The organism is Pseudomonas sp. GW821-FHT07G10, from assembly GCF_059418545.1.
The window spans coordinates 336,213-354,695 of record NZ_JBWKQB010000002.1; the positions used below are offsets into that span (position 1 = coordinate 336,213).

At 59.7% G+C, this 18,483-nt stretch carries 20 protein-coding genes and 1 pseudogene; 11 read left to right on the top strand and 10 right to left on the bottom strand.

Going from position 1 to position 18,483, the window contains the following annotated elements:
• Positions 1-6 precede the first annotated feature (6 nt).
• From AC07O1_RS04805 to sutA, 3 genes are all read left to right on the top strand, one after another.
• Complete coding sequence (locus AC07O1_RS04805) at positions 7-1,344, top strand: ammonium transporter (RefSeq protein WP_495088065.1); 1,338 nt, start codon at positions 7-9, stop codon at positions 1,342-1,344.
• Between the two features lie 226 nt (positions 1,345-1,570).
• A complete protein-coding gene (locus AC07O1_RS04810; RefSeq protein WP_494990867.1) occupies positions 1,571-1,996 on the top strand; it encodes a secondary thiamine-phosphate synthase enzyme YjbQ in 426 nt (141 codons plus the stop codon).
• A 102-nt stretch (positions 1,997-2,098) separates the two neighbouring features.
• The gene (gene sutA / locus AC07O1_RS04815) at positions 2,099-2,422 is read left to right on the top strand and encodes a dormancy-specific transcriptional regulator SutA (RefSeq protein WP_494990866.1); all 324 of its coding nucleotides are present in this window, start codon (positions 2,099-2,101) and stop codon (positions 2,420-2,422) included.
• A gap of 204 nt (positions 2,423-2,626) precedes the next feature.
• Here the strand turns inward: sutA and AC07O1_RS04820 are convergent, their stop codons facing one another.
• From AC07O1_RS04820 to lptM, 6 genes are read right to left on the bottom strand one after another with little or no spacing between them, the layout of a single operon-like run.
• On the bottom strand, positions 2,627-3,331 hold the full coding sequence (locus AC07O1_RS04820; RefSeq protein WP_495088066.1) for an HAD family hydrolase: 705 nt from the start codon (positions 3,329-3,331) through the stop codon (positions 2,627-2,629).
• Positions 3,331-4,227, bottom strand: coding sequence for a tyrosine recombinase XerC (xerC, locus tag AC07O1_RS04825; protein ID WP_494990864.1), 897 nt, complete (start codon positions 4,225-4,227; stop codon positions 3,331-3,333). Before xerC ends, AC07O1_RS04820 begins: the two co-directional genes overlap by 1 nt.
• Before the next feature lie 2 nt (positions 4,228-4,229).
• Positions 4,230-4,955: a DUF484 family protein gene (locus AC07O1_RS04830; protein ID WP_495088067.1), complete on the bottom strand. Its 726-nt coding sequence runs from the start codon at positions 4,953-4,955 to the stop codon at positions 4,230-4,232.
• 13 nt (positions 4,956-4,968) lie between these two features.
• Positions 4,969-5,799: a diaminopimelate epimerase gene (dapF, locus tag AC07O1_RS04835; RefSeq protein WP_495010419.1), complete on the bottom strand. Its 831-nt coding sequence runs from the start codon at positions 5,797-5,799 to the stop codon at positions 4,969-4,971.
• 4 nt (positions 5,800-5,803) lie between these two features.
• Positions 5,804-7,051, bottom strand: coding sequence for a diaminopimelate decarboxylase (lysA, locus tag AC07O1_RS04840; protein ID WP_495010418.1), 1,248 nt, complete (start codon positions 7,049-7,051; stop codon positions 5,804-5,806).
• 9 nt (positions 7,052-7,060) lie between these two features.
• Entirely contained in the window at positions 7,061-7,234 is a 174-nt protein-coding gene (lptM, locus tag AC07O1_RS04845; protein WP_494990860.1) for an LPS translocon maturation chaperone LptM, read from the bottom strand.
• Between the two features lie 225 nt (positions 7,235-7,459).
• Between lptM and cyaY the strand changes: the two genes are divergently transcribed.
• The 3 genes from cyaY (at position 7,460) to rnk (ending at position 9,121) form a co-directional block, all read left to right on the top strand.
• Positions 7,460-7,792, top strand: coding sequence for an iron donor protein CyaY (gene cyaY / locus AC07O1_RS04850; RefSeq protein WP_145014178.1), 333 nt, complete (start codon positions 7,460-7,462; stop codon positions 7,790-7,792).
• Positions 7,793-7,796: 4 nt separating this feature from the next.
• On the top strand, positions 7,797-8,030 hold the full coding sequence (locus AC07O1_RS04855) for a DUF1289 domain-containing protein (protein ID WP_495088068.1): 234 nt from the start codon (positions 7,797-7,799) through the stop codon (positions 8,028-8,030).
• Between the two features lie 680 nt (positions 8,031-8,710).
• The gene (gene rnk / locus AC07O1_RS04860; protein WP_123426208.1) at positions 8,711-9,121 is read left to right on the top strand and encodes a nucleoside diphosphate kinase regulator; all 411 of its coding nucleotides are present in this window, start codon (positions 8,711-8,713) and stop codon (positions 9,119-9,121) included.
• 7 nt (positions 9,122-9,128) lie between these two features.
• Here the strand turns inward: rnk and AC07O1_RS04865 are convergent, their stop codons facing one another.
• From AC07O1_RS04865 to AC07O1_RS04875, 3 genes are all read right to left on the bottom strand, one after another.
• Positions 9,129-11,978, bottom strand: coding sequence for a class I adenylate cyclase (locus tag AC07O1_RS04865; protein ID WP_495088069.1), 2,850 nt, complete (start codon positions 11,976-11,978; stop codon positions 9,129-9,131).
• A 180-nt stretch (positions 11,979-12,158) separates the two neighbouring features.
• Complete coding sequence (locus AC07O1_RS04870) at positions 12,159-12,404, bottom strand: TIGR02647 family protein (RefSeq protein WP_494990857.1); 246 nt, start codon at positions 12,402-12,404, stop codon at positions 12,159-12,161.
• A 201-nt stretch (positions 12,405-12,605) separates the two neighbouring features.
• The gene (locus AC07O1_RS04875) at positions 12,606-12,896 is read right to left on the bottom strand and encodes a hypothetical protein (RefSeq protein WP_495088070.1); all 291 of its coding nucleotides are present in this window, start codon (positions 12,894-12,896) and stop codon (positions 12,606-12,608) included.
• Positions 12,897-13,020: 124 nt separating this feature from the next.
• On the opposite strand from AC07O1_RS04875, the gene AC07O1_RS04880 reads away from it, so the two are divergent.
• A complete protein-coding gene (locus AC07O1_RS04880) occupies positions 13,021-13,680 on the top strand; it encodes a glutathione S-transferase family protein (RefSeq protein ID WP_495088071.1) in 660 nt (219 codons plus the stop codon).
• A 101-nt stretch (positions 13,681-13,781) separates the two neighbouring features.
• Here the strand turns inward: AC07O1_RS04880 and argH are convergent, their stop codons facing one another.
• Complete coding sequence (gene argH / locus AC07O1_RS04885) at positions 13,782-15,176, bottom strand: argininosuccinate lyase (protein ID WP_495088072.1); 1,395 nt, start codon at positions 15,174-15,176, stop codon at positions 13,782-13,784.
• A gap of 280 nt (positions 15,177-15,456) precedes the next feature.
• Between argH and AC07O1_RS04890 the strand changes: the two are divergent.
• From AC07O1_RS04890 to AC07O1_RS04905, 4 genes and pseudogenes are all read left to right on the top strand, one after another.
• A pseudogene (locus AC07O1_RS04890) lies at positions 15,457-15,883 on the top strand (sensor histidine kinase); the annotation flags it as partial.
• Positions 15,880-16,626, top strand: coding sequence for a LytR/AlgR family response regulator transcription factor (locus tag AC07O1_RS04895; RefSeq protein ID WP_495088073.1), 747 nt, complete (start codon positions 15,880-15,882; stop codon positions 16,624-16,626). The pseudogene AC07O1_RS04890 and the gene AC07O1_RS04895, both read left to right, overlap by 4 nt.
• Before the next feature lie 138 nt (positions 16,627-16,764).
• Complete coding sequence (gene hemC, locus AC07O1_RS04900; RefSeq protein WP_494990852.1) at positions 16,765-17,706, top strand: hydroxymethylbilane synthase; 942 nt, start codon at positions 16,765-16,767, stop codon at positions 17,704-17,706.
• Positions 17,703-18,470, top strand: a complete 768-nt coding sequence (locus AC07O1_RS04905; protein WP_495088074.1) for a uroporphyrinogen-III synthase — start codon at positions 17,703-17,705, stop codon at positions 18,468-18,470. The genes hemC and AC07O1_RS04905 overlap by 4 nt, the downstream gene beginning before the upstream one ends.
• The last annotated feature ends 13 nt before the right edge of the window (positions 18,471-18,483 follow it).

The window sequence follows — 18,483 nt, forward strand, 5'->3', positions numbered from 1 at the left end:
AACAATATGACTCTGCGTAATTTCGCAGGGCTAGGAGCCCTGTTGTCCCTCGTAATGCCCAGCCTGGCCATGGCGGCAGATCCGGTGGCGGCTCCAGTCCTCAACTCCGGCGATACCGCCTGGATGTTGACCTCCACTGCACTCGTGCTGTTCATGACTATTCCCGGCCTCGCGCTGTTCTACGGCGGCATGGTTCGCTCCAAAAACATTCTTTCGGTGATGATGCAGTGCTTTGCCATTACCGGTCTGGTCACCATCCTGTGGTTCCTGTATGGCTATAGCATGGCGTTTGACACGACTGGCATGGAATTAAACGTCGTCAACTTCAACTCGTTTGTCGGCAGCTTCGCCAAGGCCTTCCTCGCCGGCATCACGCCTGCCAGTATTACCGGTCCTACGGCGCTGTTTCCTGAGGCGGTGTTCGTCACCTATCAGATGACCTTCGCGATCATCACCCCGGCGCTGATTGTCGGTGCCTTTGCCGAGCGGATGAAGTTCTCCGCGATGCTGATCTTCATGGGTTTGTGGTTCACCCTGATTTACGCACCGATTGCGCACATGGTCTGGAGTGGTCCGGGTTCGCTGCTGGGTGACTGGGGCGTGCTCGACTTTGCTGGCGGCACCGTGGTGCATATCAACGCCGGTGTCGCCGGGCTGGTGGCCTGTCTGGTGCTGGGCAAGCGTAAAGGCTTCCCGACCACGCCGATGGCACCGCACAACCTTGGTTACACCCTGATGGGCGCCGCCATGCTGTGGGTCGGCTGGTTCGGCTTTAACGCCGGTTCCGCCGCTGCGGCCAACGGCACTGCTGGCATGGCGATGCTGGTGACTCAAATCGCTACCGCTGCTGCGGCCCTTGGCTGGATGTTCGCCGAGTGGCTGACCCACGGCAAACCTAGCGCACTGGGTATCGCTTCGGGTGTGGTTGCCGGTCTGGTGGCGATTACCCCGGCGGCCGGTACGGTCGGCCCGATGGGTTCGCTGATTATCGGTCTGGCGGCGGGTGTGGTGTGCTTCTTCTGCGCGACCACCCTGAAACGCAAACTGGGTTATGACGACTCCCTGGACGCCTTCGGCGTGCACGGTATCGGCGGTATCCTTGGCGCGATCCTCACCGGTGTGTTTGCGGCTCCGTCGCTGGGCGGTTTCGGCACCGTGACTGATATTGCGGCGCAAGTCTGGATTCAGTGCAAAGGTGTTGGCTTCACGGTGATCTACACCGCGATCGCGACCTTTATCATTCTCAAGGTGCTGGACGCCGTCATGGGGCTGCGTATCACCGAAGAGGAAGAGTCGGTCGGCCTCGATCTGGCGCAACACAATGAGCGCGCCTACAACGTGTAAGCTCTCGAGAAAGTAACGCGAGAAAAAAATGCCCGACCCCGTCGGGCATTTTTTTGTCTGGCTTTTGTCGATAAGGGAACAGCTGAAAGGTTTTTTCCTTCGCTTCCTGGCGTGTTCATCGAAGCTATTTTTTTTGGGTCAATGACTTACAGCATTGAAGGAATATTAGACCCTTTGTTTTTTTCCTGAGCGCGCTAGAATGCGCGCCGAATGTGCGGAGAACTGTATGTGGCAACAGACTCTGATTACCCTGCGGGCAAGGCCTCGGGGCTTTCATCTGGTAACGGACGAGTTACTCGCCGGCCTGCCTGAATTGAAGGCATGTCGGGTCGGTCTGGTGCATTTGTGGCTGCAGCATACCTCGGCGTCGTTGACCATCAACGAGAACGCCGACCCGGCGGTACGTCGCGACTTCGAACGTTTTTTCAATCGGCTGATCCCACAAGGCATGGCCGGCTATGAACATGAGGACGAAGGCGCGGATGATCTCCCGGCGCACTTCAAGGCCAGCTTGCTTGGCTGTCAGTTGAGTTTGCCGGTGACGGCAGGTCGACTGGCGTTAGGTAGCTGGCAAGGTGTTTATCTGGGCGAGCATCGTGATCATGGCGGTGCTCGTAAAGTCCTTGTCACCTTGCACGGTGATGGGGCATAAGCCGCTGGTTACCAGCGGATATTGATTTTTTTCCGGCAGCCGTCGACAGTCGGCGTAGCTGGGCTATAACTAATCTGCTTTTCGCAAGTCATGAGGTAGAACATGAGCGACGATGATCTGGAAAACGACGACCTCGAAGTAGGTGACGAAGACGAGACCGAAGAAGGTCTTGAAACGGCGGCCGAAGACGTTGCTGACGACGACAGCAGCGATGTGCCTGTTCCGACCGCTAAAGGCAAGGCCAAGGCTGCTATTTCAGTCGATGAGCTGCCGAGTGTCGAAGCCAAGAACAAAGAGCGTGATGCTCTGGCGCGCGCTATGGAGGAGTTTCTCTCCAAAGGCGGCAAAGTGCAGGAAGTCGAGGCCAACGTGGTGGCCGATCCACCAAAAAAGCCTGACAACAAGTACGGCAGCCGTCCTATCTAAGCGCGCCGATTACTTGCTTGCTGAAAAAGCCCGCCGTCGCTGCGGGCTTTTTCATGGGCGTAAGGAAATGGTCTTGGGCTTGGCGCGATACCCTGTGGGAGCGAGCTTGCTCGCGATGAGGGCGTAACATTCGGAATTGATATCGGCTGACACTCCGCTATCGCGAGCAAGCTCGCTCCCACAGGGGGTGTGTGATATTCAGGTTCAGTGTTGGGCGCTCCACCGTGCCAGCAACGCAGGCAGTTCAGTCAAACTGCGAATCTCGGCATCCGGCGCCTTCTCGGCTTCCCACACTTTACCCGCCGGGTTGAACCAGATCGCCCGCAGTCCGGCTTGCTGCGCGCCGGCAATGTCATCCCCGGGATGATCGCCGATATGCACGGCGGTTTGCGCTGTCGCCTCACCACGTTGCAAGGCTTCGTGAAACAGGCGCGAATCCGGTTTGGCAATGCCGATGTCTTCGGCACAAAGGGCAAACTTGAAGTAGTCAGCAAGGCCCAGGCGGCGGACATCAGCATTGCCGTTGGTGACGACCCCAAGCGTGTAGTGCCTGGCGAGGACTTCAAGGGTCGGTTGCACCTCAGGAAAGATCTCGAGCTGATGCCGCGCGTGCAGAAACACTTCAAAGCCCTGATCGGCCAGTTCCGACGCTTGCTGATGGGCGTAACCGGCTTCCTCCAGTGCGTGGAACAATACTCTGCGCCGCAAGGCGCTGATCCGGTGCTTGAGGCCAGGTTCGTTGCTCAGGACACGCTCACGGATCGCCCAGAGGTGTTCGACAGCTACACCGCCGAGGCCTGGCGCGTGCTCGGCCAGCCACTGGCGCAGTACCGCTTCCGCGCTGACGATGACCGGGGCGGTGTCCCACAGGGTGTCGTCGAGGTCGAAAGTGATCAGTTTGATCGTCATTACTCACCGCCTTTGTTGCGTTTGGCCCGAGGATGGGCGCTGTCGTAGACCGACGCCAAATGCTGGAAATCCAGATGAGTGTAAATCTGCGTGGTCTTGATGTCCGAGTGACCGAGCAACTCCTGCACGGCGCGCAGGTCTTGCGAGGACTCCAGCAGGTGGCTGGCGAAGGAGTGCCGAAGCATGTGCGGATGCAGGTTCTGCCCCAGTTCGCGCTCGCCAGCGGCTTTAACACGCAGCTGGATGGCTCGCGGTCCCAGGCGCCGGCCCTGTTGGCTGACGAATACTGCGTCGTCTGCCGGGTTGGTCAGGGCGCGCAGTGGCAACCACAGCTGCAATGCCTCCCGAGCCTTCTTGCCGACGGGTAGAACCCGGGTTTTGCTGCCTTTACCGAGGACTTGAACCAGGCCATCTGCTAAATCAAGCTGATCGAGATTGAGCCCGGTCAGCTCGGAGAGTCGCAGGCCGGAGGAGTAGAACAGCTCCAGAATCGCCTGATCACGATGAGCCAGGAAGTCGTCCTCGACAGCGCCGTCGAGCAGTTGCAGCGCGCGGTCGGTATCCAGGGTTTTGGGTAGCCGACGTTCGCCTTTGGGCGGTGCCAGACCATTGGCTGGATCGTGGTCGCAGAGGCCTTCGCGGTTCAAGTAGTGGTAGAGCCCGCGAACCGCCGAAAGCAGGCGCGCCAGGCTGCGGGAGGACTGGCCCTGCTGATGCAGGCGGGCGATCAGGCTACGCAGGCGTTGAATATCCAGCGTGGCCCAGCTTGAAATCTGCTGTTTCTCGCAGTACGCCAGCACTTTGTTCAGGTCGCGGCGGTAGGCTTCCAGCGTATGGGGTGACACTTGGCGCTCACTGCGCAGGTGAGCGCAGTAGGCGTCCAGTTGTCGTTCCATTGTTAGCGTACCGAGCGTAGAGAGTTGTGGATGCGCGGAAGTACGCGGCCCATGACTTCGGCGATGTAGCTCAGGAACAGCGTGCCCACCGAGCTTTTGTAATGCTGCGGATCGCGGCTGGCAATGGCCAGGACGCCGTACAGGCCTTGGTGACTGAGGGCGACGACGGCCGTGGAGCCAATTTGCTTGCGCTGTTCTTCGCCGAACAGGAAGTCCAGTTCGTGCTCACGCAGACTGCCGCTGACGGTTTTGCCGTTCGACAACAAGCCGCCGATGGTCTGCTGCGCTTCAGCACTGGTGACCCAGCGGCCGACCGGCAGGGCGCTGTCGCTGAATAGAATCAGACTGACAAAAGGCACCTGAAAGTCCTGTCGCAGGCTGTCTTCAACGCTGATCACCACGTCTTCCAGGCTGCTGGCGTCCATGAGCGCGAGCGTCAGTCGGCGGGTCTTGTCAAACAGCCGGTCATTGTCGCGAGCGACGTCCATCAGTTGTGAGAGGCGATGACGCATCTCGATATTGCGTTCGCGCAACAACTTCAACTGGCGCTCGACCAGTGAAATGGTATCGCCGCGCTGATGGGGGATGCGTAATGCCAGGAGCAGTTCTTCGTGCTCGGCGAAGAAATCCGGATGAGCCTCCAGGTACGCGGCAATGGCCGCCGCCTCAAGGCTTTCGGAAGGTGATTCGTCGGGCTGTTGGGCTGGAACCTGAGGCTGATCGGTCATGGATTTCGCTCACTCATAGACGCACCTGTCCTTCGTATACGCGCACTGCCGGTCCGGTCATCATCACCGGTTGGCCGGGGCCGGCCCACTCAATGGACAGACGCCCGCCCGGCAGGTCAATCAACAGTGGTGAATCCATCCACCCCTGGCTGATCGCGGCCACTGCTGCTGCGCAGGCACCGGTCCCGCAGGCCTGGGTTTCCCCTGTGCCGCGCTCCCAGACGCGCAACTGTGCACGCTGGCGGTCAATGACCTGAAGAAAACCGACGTTGGTCCGTGCCGGGAAACGCGGGTGGTTTTCGATTTTCGGCCCCAGTTCATGCACCGGCGCGTTGTTGATATCGTCCACGCGCAGCACGGCGTGCGGGTTACCCATGGACACCGCGGCGAGCTCGACGGTCTTGCCGTCGACTTCGACCGGATAGTTCAAGGCCTGAGCTTGGGCTTCAAATGGAATATCGGCCGGAACCAGGCGCGGCGGGCCCATGTTGACACTGATCTGGCCGTCGCTGCGGATATCCAGTTCGATGATGCCGCTTTTGGTCTCGACGCGGATCTGTCGTTTTGCGGTCAGGCGTTTGTCCAGCACGAAGCGCGCGAAGCAGCGCGCACCGTTGCCGCATTGTTCCACTTCGGAACCGTCGGCGTTGAAGATCCGATAGCGGAAGTCCACGTCCGGGTTGCTCGGCGCTTCGACGATCAGCAGTTGATCGAAGCCGACACCGGTGTTCCGATCGCCCCATTGCTTGGCGTGCTTGGGCAGAATATGCGCGTGCTGGCTGACCAGGTCGAGGACCATGAAGTCATTGCCCAGGCCGTGCATTTTGGTAAAACGCAGCAGCATGGTTTTACTCCGGCAGCAGGCTTTCGCCAGCAAACAACTCGGCTACCGTCTCGCGGCGACGCACTTCAAAAGCCTGATCGCCATCAACCAGCACTTCGGCGCAACGGCCACGAGTGTTGTAGTTGGAGCTCATGACAAAACCGTAAGCACCGGCCGAATGCACGGCAAGCAAGTCACCTTCTTCCAGCGCCAGCTGACGATCCTTGGCGAGGAAGTCGCCGGTTTCGCAGATCGGTCCGACGATATCGTAGGCGCGCGCCGGGGTTGCACGCGGGCGCACGGCCGTGACGTCCATCCAGGCCTGATACAGCGCCGGGCGGATCAGGTCGTTCATGGCCGCGTCGACGATGGCGAAGTCTTTGTGTTCGGTGTGCTTGAGGTACTCGACCTGGGTCAACAACACGCCGGCGTTGGCGACGATGAAGCGGCCCGGTTCGAACACCAGCGCCAGGTCGCGGCCGTCGATGCGTTCGCGTACGGCTTTGATGTAGTCGGCAGCCAATGGCGGCTCTTCATCGCGATAACGCACACCCAAACCGCCACCGAGGTCGATGTGGCGCAGGTAGATTCCGCAATCGCTCAGGCGATCGATCAGCGCCAGCAGGCGGTCGAGGGCATCGATGAAGGGCGGGAGGGTGGTCAGTTGCGAGCCGATGTGGCAATCGACGCCGACCACTTCCAGGTTAGGCAGTTGGGCGGCACGGACGTACACGTCTTCGGCGTCGGCAATGGCGATGCCGAACTTGTTTTCTTTAAGACCGGTAGAAATGTATGGGTGTGTGCCGGCATCGACGTCCGGGTTGACCCGCAGCGAGATCGGCGCGCGAACACCGAGTTCGGCAGCGACGACTTGCAGGCGCTCGAGTTCGTCGGTCGACTCGACGTTGAAGCAGTGCACGCCGACTTCCAGGGCGCGGCGCATGTCATCACGGGTCTTGCCGACGCCGGAGAAGACGATCTTGTCGGCCTGGCCACCAGCGGCCAGAACGCGTTCCAGTTCGCCACGGGAGACGATATCGAAACCGGCGCCCAAACGCGCCAGGACATTCAGTACGCCCAGGTTGGAGTTGGCCTTGACCGCAAAGCAGACCAGATGCGGCGTGCCGGCCAGGGCATCGGCGTACGCCAGGTACTGGGCTTCGATGTGTGCGCGGGAGTAGACGTAGGTGGGTGTGCCAAAGCGTTCGGCGATGGCGGACAGGGCAACATCTTCCGCGAACAGCTCGCCGTCACGGTAGTTAAAAGCGTCCATGATGTTCCCTTAGTAGGTGCTGGTACCGGTGCTGTGCTGGTGCGCTTTTGACTGCGACGACTTTGCCTGGTCTTCAGGAGATTTGCTGTCATCGGGCAGATACAGCGGACCTTTTTGACCACACGCAGCCACAAGGCAGGCAACCGCGACGAGCGCAGCAAGGGAAGAGATCAGGCGCTTCATGGCGAAATCCTTGAAAATGCATTAATTGCGCCGGAGTATACCGGCCACCCGGCAGCTTGCCTATGCGACGGACCACCCGTCCGGCGGGCCTTTGCCTGTGGCAGGTGGTCAAGCAGTGCGAGGCGCGTGGATACCGGTGCTTGGTCAGTATCCTTTGCAATCGCTGGGGCTCGGCCGTATCTTGCGGCGCTTGAGCGTAAGTAGACACTTTTTGAGGTTCCTGCGATGAGTTTGACTGAAGCCCGTTTCCACGATCTGGTCGATGCCACCCAGCAGACGCTGGAGGATATTTTCGACGAGAGTGGCCTGGATGTTGATCTGGAAAGCTCGGCCGGTGTACTCACCGTCAAGTTCGAAGGCGGTAGCCAGTTGATCTTCAGTCGTCAGGAACCGCTGCGTCAGCTGTGGCTGGCGGCAGTGTCCGGCGGCTTCCATTTCGACTACGACGAAGAAAGCGAGCGCTGGATGTGTGACAAGAGCGAGGAGCAGCTCGGCGAGATGCTTGAGCGCATCGTCAAGCAGCAGGCCGACGTCGAACTCGATTTCGAAGGGCTGTGATCTTGTGAGCGAGGCAGCTCCCACCCGTGCGCCCAAACCGCTGTACAGCAATGTCAGCGCGGCTGTGCCGTCGCCATGCACCAGCGTCTGTCGACTGGACGAGCAGAAAGTCTGCCTGGGCTGTTTCCGCCACGTCGAAGATATCCGCGAATGGCGCTCGGCCGATGACGAGCGGCGACGGGTGATTTGCGCCCAGGCCCAACAGCGCAAGAACTCATCCCCGGGCTCGTCCTCGTAGGAGCTGAGCTTGCTCGCGATGGCGGCCTGACAAGCCGATCCATCTCCCGCAGATGTACACAGTTTAACTGTGGGAGCTGGCTTGCCTGCGATGGCGGCCTGACAGCCGACCTGTCTTTCGCAGATGTACACCAATCCACTGTGGGAGCGAGCCTGCTCGCGATGGCGGCCTGATAGCCGACCCATCTCTTGCAGGTGTACATATCCATTCCTGCGGTAACGGCGGCTTAGGGTTTCGCCCTTACGGCGCCTCACTTTTCCAGACGCCGAAAAGTAAGCAAAAGGCTTCGCCCCGAGCGTCCGGCACCTCGCTTAGGCTCGGTGTTCCTTCGCTCCGGCATTCATCAGGGGGCATCGCCTCCGGTCGGCTTCGCTTCGACCTCCTCTCGATGTGTTCGACTGCGTCGAACGGCGCTGCGCGCCAACCCCCTGATGAACACCTCCACTCAGCCTCCCGAAGGGGCGGGTGGATCAAGATCAAAAGCGGCAGGCGAGCTAACGCTCGGCCTGTTGAGTGGTTGGGTGCCCCCGGTGTCAGGGTAGTTGTCGTGTCGGCTTGTATATTTTTTGAGCTGTGATAGTGTCCAGATACGCCTCAACTCATCGAGGCCCGTGAAAACCCCGCCTATTTCTGGCGGGGTTTTGCTTTTGTCGTGCAGAAAAAAGGAGCCTGCCTCAATCATGACCGCACCTTCCATCATCCTTACCCGCCTGGACGTGCAACGTCTGGAGCGTTTGATCGACAGCCTGGATGACTCGCTGCCAGGTGTTATCGCGCTGCAAACCGAACTGGATCGCGCCGATACGCTGGTCGGTCACGATGAAGTGCCAGCCGATGTCGTGACCATGAACTCGCGTGTGCATTGCCGTGAAGAAAGCAGCGGCAAGGACTATCACCTGACCCTGGTTTATCCACAGGACGCCAATGCCGACGAAGGCAGGATTTCCATTCTTGCGCCGGTAGGCAGCGCATTGCTCGGTTTGAAGGTTGGCCAGCACATCGATTGGCCGGCACCAGGCGGCAAGACTCTGAAGCTCACACTGCTTGAGGTTGAGTCGCAGCCAAAGAATGGCGGTGACTGCTCATTCTGACAACACCTCAGACCTGTTCGAGCGCCTTGTTCAATGCGCGCTCCAGGTCTGCCTTGTAGCGCAGGTAAAGATTGCTTGAGCTCTGACCATCACCGAGCAGGCCGGACAGGTCCAGGTCGGTGATGTAACAGCGATACTGTTGCGCCTCGCGACGCTGCCCGACGATCTCCTGTGCGACCACGGCAAATAGCCGGTCGCCGTGCTCCAATTCGCAAAACTCTCGCTGATTGCAATACAGGGTGACCTGTCCTTGCCCGGGTACGGCTTTGCCGACAATCGCCTGGACGTCGTAGAACGGCTTGTTCACCGGTGTCTGCGGCGCCGGCCGTGGTTCGACCCGGCGTGCACGGTTGGTGCCCGACGGCAGCAGTTGGTAGTACAGGGTTTCCAGCACCGTCATCGGTTGAGCGGCATCCATCGGCAGCAGCGCGTCACGGCGATACAGGATCGATTGCAGGAAACGTTGCAGTGGCACCAGCAGGCTTTGTACGTCGTGATACGGCTGGCGCTGTTGCCACAGGGCATTGAACTCATCGAGCACGTACAACTCGGCACAGGCATCGTTGATGCGGTAGAACACCTGAATGCAGTCGGGCTGGCCCATCGGCAGGATCAACGCCAGATCGTGATCCTCCAGCGCCATTGGGTCCAGTTGCAGCGGGCTGTAACGGGTCAGGTCTTCGCTCAGGTAATCGAGCAGCGCCGGCAGGCTCGCCAGCGCGACATGGTTGACCTGACCGGGAACCAGTTCCAACACGTGGTAATGCTGCTGGACCTGAATCAGGTAGCGATGATTGAGCTTGCTGAGCAGCAGGTTCTGCGCGGTATCGAGGACTTCTTCGACACGTTGGGCGATGAACTGCGCACGGTTATGGCAGAAGCAGCGCACTCGCAGTCGAGGTTGCTCCGGGCCGTTCGGCAGGTTGTTGAGGTAATCGCGCAGGCAGTCGAGCAGGGCGTGGGCGCCGTCGTAGCGACTGACCAGCACTTCGTTCCAGCTGTTGAGCGTGACCTGATCGAGGGTCAGCACCAGGTTCTCGCGTACCCCGGCGTAGCTCAGCGAGTCTGTGCGCTCGGTGGTCATCAGGATGTTCAGGTCGCGGTGGTGCTTGAGTGGGTCGACGCCAACGTTCACCAGAATCAGCGCCTCGCTCGGCACGCTGGCGCGCAGCAGCTGTTCTTCGCTGACGCTGGTCAGGGGCAGGGCGATGGTCTGTTGCAGGCTGCCCAGCAGGTTGAACAGCTCGAACTCGCTCAGGTCGCTGCTGCCGGGGTGTAAGGCCAGGCGAGTGCTGCTGTCGATCACGCCGTTGCGGTGGCACCAGGTCAGGAGTTCCAGCAGTTCGCGGCTGCGCTTGATCGGCGCGAAATTCTCCCACTCCAGATTGCCCAGGTTGCCGTTGTACAAGCCCCAGTGGGTCTGCCCGGATTCTTTCTTGTTCGCTGACTGGACGAGGGTCAGTGTGTCTTCGGCCAGGTCCGGCGCGATGCCGGGGTTGATGAACTCGATCTTGTCGGCCTTGCGTTCGAAGGCCGCGTACAGCCTGCGACCCAGTACGTTGAGGTCGCGTTTGTTGATCAGGCTGACGGTTTGTTCGGTGCGGGCGAACTGGGTCAGGAAGCGGTAGCTGTAGTTCAGCTCGTTGACCAGTGCGCGGCGCTCGGAACTGACGTGACGGACCTTCCACTGGCTGCGGCTGTCGAGCATCGCCAATTGCCGGTGATCCCAGCCCCACTCTTGAGCCAGCCGCTCCAGCAGCAGACGCTGCCAGCTTTTGCTGCGCTGGCCGCTGTTGCCGGTCAGCTTGCGATTGACCTTGAGGTACAAGGCGCGCCGAACCAGCTCCAACCGTTCTGGCTCGCCTCGGGTCGTGAGGTACTCCTCGATGCGCCGGTAGACCACGATGTACGGGTCGAGCTCATCCAGATCAAGGCGGTTGGCGAACACTGCTTGCTTGAAGCGCAGGCTCAGGCATTCGACGTTCGGGTGTTCGCTGGCGTAGACCTCGGTCAGCAGCAGTTTGAGCACTGATTTGTAGGGTGACTCGATACCTTTGAACAACTGCCAGAGCCCGGCCCCGATGAACTCGCCGGGCGGAATGTGTGCCAGGTGGCCGAGATCGAGGGTTTCGTCGGCGCGGATAAAGCGTTTGGACAGTAGCGTATGAGTGTACTGATCGTAACCGGACTCTTCGTACACCGGCACCAGCCACCAGATCGGCGTGCGTCCGGCGAGCCAGATGGCCGTGCGATAGAACTCGTCCAGCAGCAAATAATGCTGCGTGGTTCCGCAGTTGTCGGAGCTCAATTGGGTGTCGCGTTCGCCGCAGATGAAGCGTTGCGGGTCGATCAGAAAGAAATGCGCCTCGGCACCCTGACTGGCGGCCCAGATTTCCAGAAACTGGCACTTTTTACGCAGCTCAGTGAGTTCGCTTTCACTCAAGTCCGAGGCGTGACAGACCCACACGTCCATGTCGCTCTGATCGGCCTGAGCGAGGGTGCCGAGGCTGCCCATCAGGAACAAACCGTGAATCGGCCGCGACGGATTACCGTGGCGGGGCTTATACGAGAAGGAGCGGGTCAGGCGTTGCGCTTCGGCAAGTACTGTGGCGTCAGGCTCGAAATTTGACAGCCCGGCCGGCGTGCTGCCCGAGACGTAACCTGGCAATAGCGGGTGATTGACGTGGAAGAACAGTGGCAGCAAGGTCAAAACCCCTTGCTGGCGGGGTGACAACCCTTCCATGGCGCGGGCCAGGCGACCGTCGTTGAGCTTCAGAAAGCGCGCGCGCAGCTGGCTGAGAACCTTGCGATCGATTCCTTCGTCCAGATCGGGGCGAATTTCATGGGTGCGGGTCATGTCAAACTCAAACCGGCTCGCGGAGCTCGAATGTGGGAGGTCTCAGGGCGGCTAGCAGTTTACAGGCTCAAGACTTCGACCTTTAAGCTGAATTTTATTTTTGGCGTCAGATTTTATTGGGTGGCGAAAGTGCGCCCGCGGAATCCGTTTGAGGGGATCCCGTGGGCAATACGCGGGTGTTTATGCGGCTTCCTGGACGGCCAGAATCGTCAGCAGCCCTTGGGCATGCTCGGCAGCATCCCGGCCCAGGCTGGTCAGATAACCGCCATCGGGTTGAGTGATCAGCTCTTTGTCGAACAGGCGTTGTGCGGCAGCGATGGCTTTCGGGGCAGCGGTCTGATGAATTTTCAGGCCTTCCTGGGAACTCCCCAGGTTAAAGAGTGCAAGGATTTCCAGTTCGGCAACCAACTCAGGGGTATACGACATAAGGACTCCAGACTTTCTAGGAATTAGACAGTAGCGCCTCTAAGGTGACCGCACTCATGCAGCCTGTCCAGTGTTGACTGAGGGCTTTTTTTGCCCGGGACAGCATCACCCCGTGGGTCGTGCGACAGCGGGGTGGTAAACAGTGTAGTCAGGGTCTGGAGGAATGCCGGGTTGATTGGCACCTCACAGTTGGAACAGGGGTTATTTCTTCTCTGGCGGCAGCTCCGGCAGTGCTCGCAGCGCAGCCTCATACCACTCGGTATTGAACGCACGGTCTTCTTCGAGGATGGCGTCGATCTCGACGGCCAGTACGTGGGCCATCAGTTGCAGGATTTCTTCGCGCTCGTAGCCGACCAGGGTCAGTTTGTTGAGCGTCGCCTTGGCGGCTGGCGGATTGTCGCTTTCAATCTGGTTCTCGATCGCTTCGATCAAGGTGGTTTCGGTGAACTCTTCTTCGTCGTTGTCGTTGTCGATATCGGTTGGCTCGCTCATGGCAGGCTCCTCAAGGAAAGGTGGCCAGTTTACCTGCATTCAGCCGTGCGATGCTGCTGGCGAGAGTGCTCCCGACGTTCTATAACAGTCGCTGCCAACCCCTGCACGGCCTGGAGGCCATGTAATGCTCAAACTTTATGGATTTTCCGTCAGCAACTACTACAACATGGTCAAACACGCGTTGCTGGAGAAGGGCCTGCCCTTTGAGGAAGTAGCGTTTTACGCCGGTCAAAGCCCTGAGGCGCTGGCCATCAGTCCGCGCGGCAAGATTCCGGTGCTGGGTGTCGAGCAAGGTTTCATCAACGAGACCAGCGTGATTCTTCAGTACCTCGAAGACACGCAAACGGGGCCGGCGCTTCTACCCAAAACACCGTTCGAGCGGGCCCAGGTTCTGGCGCTGGCCAAGGAAATCGAGCTGTACATCGAGCTGCCGGCTCGCGCCTGTTTCCCTGAGGCCTTCTTCGGCATGTCGGTGCCGGAAGCGATCAAGGAAAAAGCCAAGGCCGAGCTGTTGTTGGGGATTGCATCGCTGGGACGTCACGGCAAGTTTGCGCCGTACGTGGCGGGCGAAACACTGAGCGTGGCGGATTTGTACTTTCTGTACAGCGTCAGCATAGCCTGTGCGGTTGGCCATAAGCTCTTCGATCTGGATCTGCTGGCCGAGCTGCCAGCGGCCAAGGCATTGCTTGAACAATTGCAGCAGACACCGCATGCCAAGCGCATCGCGGCAGACAAGGAAGCGGCGATGCCAGGGTTTTTGGCGATGATCAGCGCCAAGAAGTAAGTCTTGTAGTGATCTGAAGTCAGTCATCGCGAGCAGGCTCGCTCCCACAAGGATCACGCTGAATCTGTGGGAGCGAGCCTGCTCGCGATGCTTTTGATTGCTTAACGGCTGGCCAGAAGCGCCTGGCCGCGAACCACGGCAGCCTTGACCTGATTCGGTGCGGTGCCGCCGATATGGTCGCGCGCATTGACCGAGCCTTCCAGGGTCAACACTGCAAACACGTCTTGCTCGATCTGGTCGCTGAACTTGCGCAGTTCTTCCAGGCTCATCTCCGCCAGATCCTTGCCGGTGTCCACGCCGTATTTAACGGCATGGCCAACGATTTCGTGGCAGTCACGGAAGGGCAGGCCACGACGCACCAGGTAGTCGGCAAGGTCAGTGGCGGTAGAGAAGCCACGCAATGCCGCTTCACGCATGATGGCGTGTTTGGGCTTGATCGCGGGAATCATGTCGGCAAAGGCCCGCAACGAATCACGCAGCGTATCGGCGGCGTCGAACAGCGGCTCCTTGTCTTCCTGGTTGTCCTTGTTGTAAGCCAGAGGCTGGCCTTTCATCAAGGTCAGCAGGCCCATCAGCGCGCCGAACACTCGACCGCTCTTGCCGCGAACCAGTTCAGGAACATCAGGGTTTTTCTTTTGCGGCATGATCGAACTGCCGGTACAGAAACGATCAGGCAAATCGATGAACTGGAATTGTGCGCTGGTCCACAGCACCAGCTCTTCAGAGAAGCGCGACAGGTGCATCATCGCCAGGCTGGCGGCAGCGCAGAATTCGATAGCGAAGTCGCGATCGGAAACGTTGTCCAGCGAGTTGCCGCCGACGGCGTCGAAGCCCAGCAGCTTGCAGGTCAGTTCGCGATCGATCGGGTAGGTGGTGCCGGCCAGTGCGGCGCTGCCCAACGGCATGCGGTTGGTGCGTTTGCGGCAGTCCACCAGACGCTCGTAATCGCGGCTGAGCATTTCGAACCAGGCCAGCAGGTGATGCCCGAAGGTCACGGGTTGTGCGGTTTGCAGGTGGGTGAAGCCGGGCATGATGGTGCCGGCTTCGCGCTCGGCCTGTTCCAGCAGGCCTTTTTGCAGGCGGGTAATTTCCGCCAGGATCAGGTCGATCTCATCACGCAGCCACAGACGGATATCGGTCGCCACCTGATCGTTACGGCTACGACCGGTGTGCAATTTCTTGCCGGTGACACCGATGCGGTCAGTCAGGCGGGCTTCGATGTTCATGTGCACATCTTCCAGGTCGATGCGCCAGTCGAACGTGCCAGCTTCGATTTCGCTCTGGATGGTCTTCAGACCGTCGATGATGCTGTCGCGCTCGGCGTCGGTCAGGACGCCGACTTTGGCCAGCATCGTGGCGTGTGCAATCGAGCCCATGATGTCGTGGCGATAGAGGCGCTGGTCGAATGTGACGGAGGCGGTGAAGCGGGCGACAAAGGCGTCGACGGGCTCACTGAAGCGGCCGCCCCAGGACTGATTGGTCTTGTCAGTGCTCATGAATTCGCTCGTGATTTGCTGAAGGAAGATGGCGTGAAAAGTTGCTGCGGATAATAACAGGGTTGCCAATCCTGTCGTTGACACTGGTCGGTACGTTTTTTATTTCTCCAGGAGACTCCTGGCACCTTGCCGATGAGCCCGCGTGCGCAGAGACTTGGTTTGTGGCGGATTGCCACCTTGGTGGTCAATCCGTATCTGGGCGGGAGCGCGATACCGACCCTTGCGGGCTGTTCCGGGCAAATCTGGCGAGCCTGTAAGTCTGATGTTTTGACGTGACGGGCTTGCGCTGACAAAACGATATTTGTCGATTGGGCAATGTCGTCTCGGCGAGCGTCTACAGTTGGACTAGAGGGTAGGCGCAGCAGATGATTTGCCTATCGCGCAACTGACCTTGCAAACGTTTCTGGAAAAGGCTCTGATCCGCTCTGATCCGAGGAGTCGCACCGCGAACCGGGGACGATGCGGTCAGGGTAGAAGCCAGCTATAAAGAGGAAGTGTTCGTATTGTGTATCAGCAATTCCTACGACGATGCCGCGCCAGAACGGGCTTGGAGCGGCAATCAGCGGACACTGGTAAATATAGGTGCCCGACCCGAGGCACTTTTTGGCCCTCGCGCTAGTCTTAGCGTGGATCGCCGTGACGGATGTCACGTCACCTGTCTACGCTATCCTTGTGCGAGACTCACGCAGGAATCCAGCGCAATATGAATGTCCTGATCGTTGATGACGAACCCCTGGCCCGAGAGAGACTGAGCCGTATGGTCAGCGAACTCGAGGGTTACAGTGTCCTGGAGCCGAGCGCCACCAATGGCGAAGAGGCTATGGCCCTGATTGACAGTCTTAAGCCGGATGTCGTGTTGCTGGACATCCGGATGCCTGGCCTCGACGGCTTGCAGGTGGCCGCCAGGCTGTGCGAGCGTGAGACGCCACCGGCGGTGGTGTTTTGCACTGCCCATGACGAGTTTGCCCTGGAGGCTTTTCAGGTCAGTGAGGTGAGGTATCTGGTCAAGCCAGTACGCGCCGAGCTTCTGCTCGAAGCGCTGAAAAAGGCTGAGCGACCCAACCGCATCCAGCTTGCAGCCCTGACCCGTCCGGCTGCAGAAAGTGGTAATGGTCCGCGCAGCCACATCAGCGCACGAACCCGAAAAGGCATCGAGCTGATCCCGCTGAATCAGGTTGTCTATTTCATTGCCGATCACAAGTATGTGACCTTGCGCCATGAAGGTGGCGAAGTTCTGTTGGATGAACCGCTGAAAGCCCTCGAAGACGAGTTTGGCGAGCGTTTCGTGCGCATCCACCGCAACGCGCTGGTGGCCCGCGAGCGAATCGAACGCCTGCAGCGCACACCTCTTGGACATTTTCAGCTGTATCTCAAAGGCCTCAACGGCGATGCCCTGATCGTCAGCCGACGACATGTAGCCGGCGTGCGCAAAATGATGCAACAGCTTTAGCCCGGCGCTTGCGCACGGATTTCACACCTTATCTGCGGGTATACAAGGCCAGGGAGGTCGCGCAGACTCTGATTCAAGTCAAAGCTGATTTGGCTGAGCTGTTATTATCTGCCGTATCTATTCAGTACGGATTGATCCATGTCCTCTCGCGAAATCCGCATCGCTACCCGCAAAAGTGCTCTGGCCTTGTGGCAGGCCGAATACGTCAAAGCTCGTCTGGAAGAGGCTCATCCTGGCTTGCTCGTGACGTTGGTGCCCATGGTCAGTCGCGGCGACAAGCTGCTCGACTCACCGCTGTCGAAAATTGGCGGCAAGGGCCTGTTCGTCAAAGAGCTGGAAACCGCCCTGCTCGGGCATGAAGCCGACATCGCCGTGCACTCGATGAAAGACGTGCCGATGGACTTCCCTGAAGGCCTCGGTCTGTATTGCATCTGCGAGCGCGAAGACCCGCGCGATGCATTTGTCTCCAATACCTACGCCAGTCTTGATGACTTGCCCAACGGTAGTGTGGTTGGTACCTCAAGCCTGCGTCGCCAGGCTCAGTTGCTGGCCCGCCGACCTGACCTGAAAATCCGATTCCTGCGCGGCAACGTCAACACGCGTCTGGCCAAGCTGGATGCCGGTGAGTACGACGCAATCATTCTGGCGGCCGCCGGTTTGATTCGCCTGGGCTTTGAAGATCGCATCAGATCCTCGATCAGTGTCGACGACAGCCTGCCGGCGGGCGGTCAGGGTGCAGTCGGTATTGAATGCCGCAGCGCCGATACCGAAATACATGCCCTGCTCGCGCCTCTGCATCACCAGGACACGGCCATTCGGGTCACGGCTGAACGTGCTCTTAACAAGCACCTGAATGGCGGCTGCCAAGTGCCGATCGCCTGCTACGCGGTGCTTGAAGGCGAGCAGATCTGGTTGCGCGGCCTGGTCGGCGACCCGAGCGGTGGTCTGCTGCTGAGCGCCGAGGCCCGAGGCCCGCAAAGCGCGGCGCAGGCACTGGGCGTGCAAGTGGCTGAAGACCTCCTGGCCCAGGGGGCCGATGCCATTCTGCAAGCGGTCTACGGCGAGGCTGGCGAAGAGTGAAGGGTTGGCGTCTGCTGCTGACCCGGCCGACGGAAGAGTCAGCAGCGCTGGCGGCAATCCTGACTGAAGCCGGTGTTTTCAGCAGCAGCTTGCCGTTGCTGGAAATCGAGGCGCTGCCGGTCTCTGGCACACAGCGCGCCAGGATTCTCGACCTGGATCTCTACTGTGCGGTGATTGTCGTCAGTAAACCTGCTGCCCGGTTGGGGGTGGATCTGGTCGACCAGTATTGGCCGCAGCCACCGATCCAGCGCTGGTTCAGCGTGGGCGCGGCCACCGCGCAAATTCTGACCGATTACGGTCTTGATGTGAGCAATCCCCAGGCGGGAGATGACAGCGAAGCATTGCTTGAACTGCCACAGTTGCGCGAGGCTATCTCGCGGCCTGACGCGCGGGTGTTGATCCTCAGGGGCGAGGGCGGGCGTGAGCTGCTGGCTGAGCGTTTACGCGAGCAAGGTGTTAGTGTCGATTATCTGGAGCTTTATCGTCGCTGCCTGCCGCAGTATGCCCCCGCAGCGTTGCCTGCGCGGATTGCCTCGGAACGCCTGAACGGCCTGGTGGTCAGCAGTGGGCAGGGTTTTGTGCACCTGCACCAATTGGCAGGCACAGCCTGGCCCGAGTTGGCGCGGTTGCCGTTGTTTGTTCCAAGCCCTCGGGTCGCTGAGATGGCGCGAGCTGCCGGGGCCAGAAAAGTTGTGGATTGTCGTGGTGCCAGTGCCGCGGCATTGCTAACGGCGTTACGGGAGCACCCCGTACCCGTTCTCTAACGCAAAGGATGGA

Bases quoted from the DNA above. Each gene is read 5' to 3' on its own strand.
- AC07O1_RS04880 (WP_495088071.1), top strand. From the start codon at position 13,021: ATGCTCAAACTTTATGGATTTTCCGTCAGCAACTACTACAACATGGTC.
- AC07O1_RS04830 (WP_495088067.1), bottom strand. From the start codon at position 4,955: ATGACCGATCAGCCTCAGGTTCCAGCCCAACAGCCCGACGAATCACCT.
- sutA (WP_494990866.1), top strand. From the start codon at position 2,099: ATGAGCGACGATGATCTGGAAAACGACGACCTCGAAGTAGGTGACGAA.
- AC07O1_RS04895 (WP_495088073.1), top strand. From the start codon at position 15,880: ATGAATGTCCTGATCGTTGATGACGAACCCCTGGCCCGAGAGAGACTG.
- dapF (WP_495010419.1), bottom strand. From the start codon at position 5,799: ATGCTGCTGCGTTTTACCAAAATGCACGGCCTGGGCAATGACTTCATG.
- xerC (WP_494990864.1), bottom strand. From the start codon at position 4,227: ATGGAACGACAACTGGACGCCTACTGCGCTCACCTGCGCAGTGAGCGC.
- AC07O1_RS04875 (WP_495088070.1), bottom strand. From the start codon at position 12,896: ATGAGCGAGCCAACCGATATCGACAACGACAACGACGAAGAAGAGTTC.
- AC07O1_RS04810 (WP_494990867.1), top strand. From the start codon at position 1,571: ATGTGGCAACAGACTCTGATTACCCTGCGGGCAAGGCCTCGGGGCTTT.
- AC07O1_RS04820 (WP_495088066.1), bottom strand. From the start codon at position 3,331: ATGACGATCAAACTGATCACTTTCGACCTCGACGACACCCTGTGGGAC.
- rnk (WP_123426208.1), top strand. From the start codon at position 8,711: ATGACCGCACCTTCCATCATCCTTACCCGCCTGGACGTGCAACGTCTG.
- AC07O1_RS04865 (WP_495088069.1), bottom strand. From the start codon at position 11,978: ATGACCCGCACCCATGAAATTCGCCCCGATCTGGACGAAGGAATCGAT.
- cyaY (WP_145014178.1), top strand. From the start codon at position 7,460: ATGAGTTTGACTGAAGCCCGTTTCCACGATCTGGTCGATGCCACCCAG.
- AC07O1_RS04870 (WP_494990857.1), bottom strand. From the start codon at position 12,404: ATGTCGTATACCCCTGAGTTGGTTGCCGAACTGGAAATCCTTGCACTC.
- argH (WP_495088072.1), bottom strand. From the start codon at position 15,176: ATGAGCACTGACAAGACCAATCAGTCCTGGGGCGGCCGCTTCAGTGAG.
- AC07O1_RS04805 (WP_495088065.1), top strand. From the start codon at position 7: ATGACTCTGCGTAATTTCGCAGGGCTAGGAGCCCTGTTGTCCCTCGTA.
- lptM (WP_494990860.1), bottom strand. From the start codon at position 7,234: ATGAAGCGCCTGATCTCTTCCCTTGCTGCGCTCGTCGCGGTTGCCTGC.
- hemC (WP_494990852.1), top strand. From the start codon at position 16,765: ATGTCCTCTCGCGAAATCCGCATCGCTACCCGCAAAAGTGCTCTGGCC.
- lysA (WP_495010418.1), bottom strand. From the start codon at position 7,051: ATGGACGCTTTTAACTACCGTGACGGCGAGCTGTTCGCGGAAGATGTT.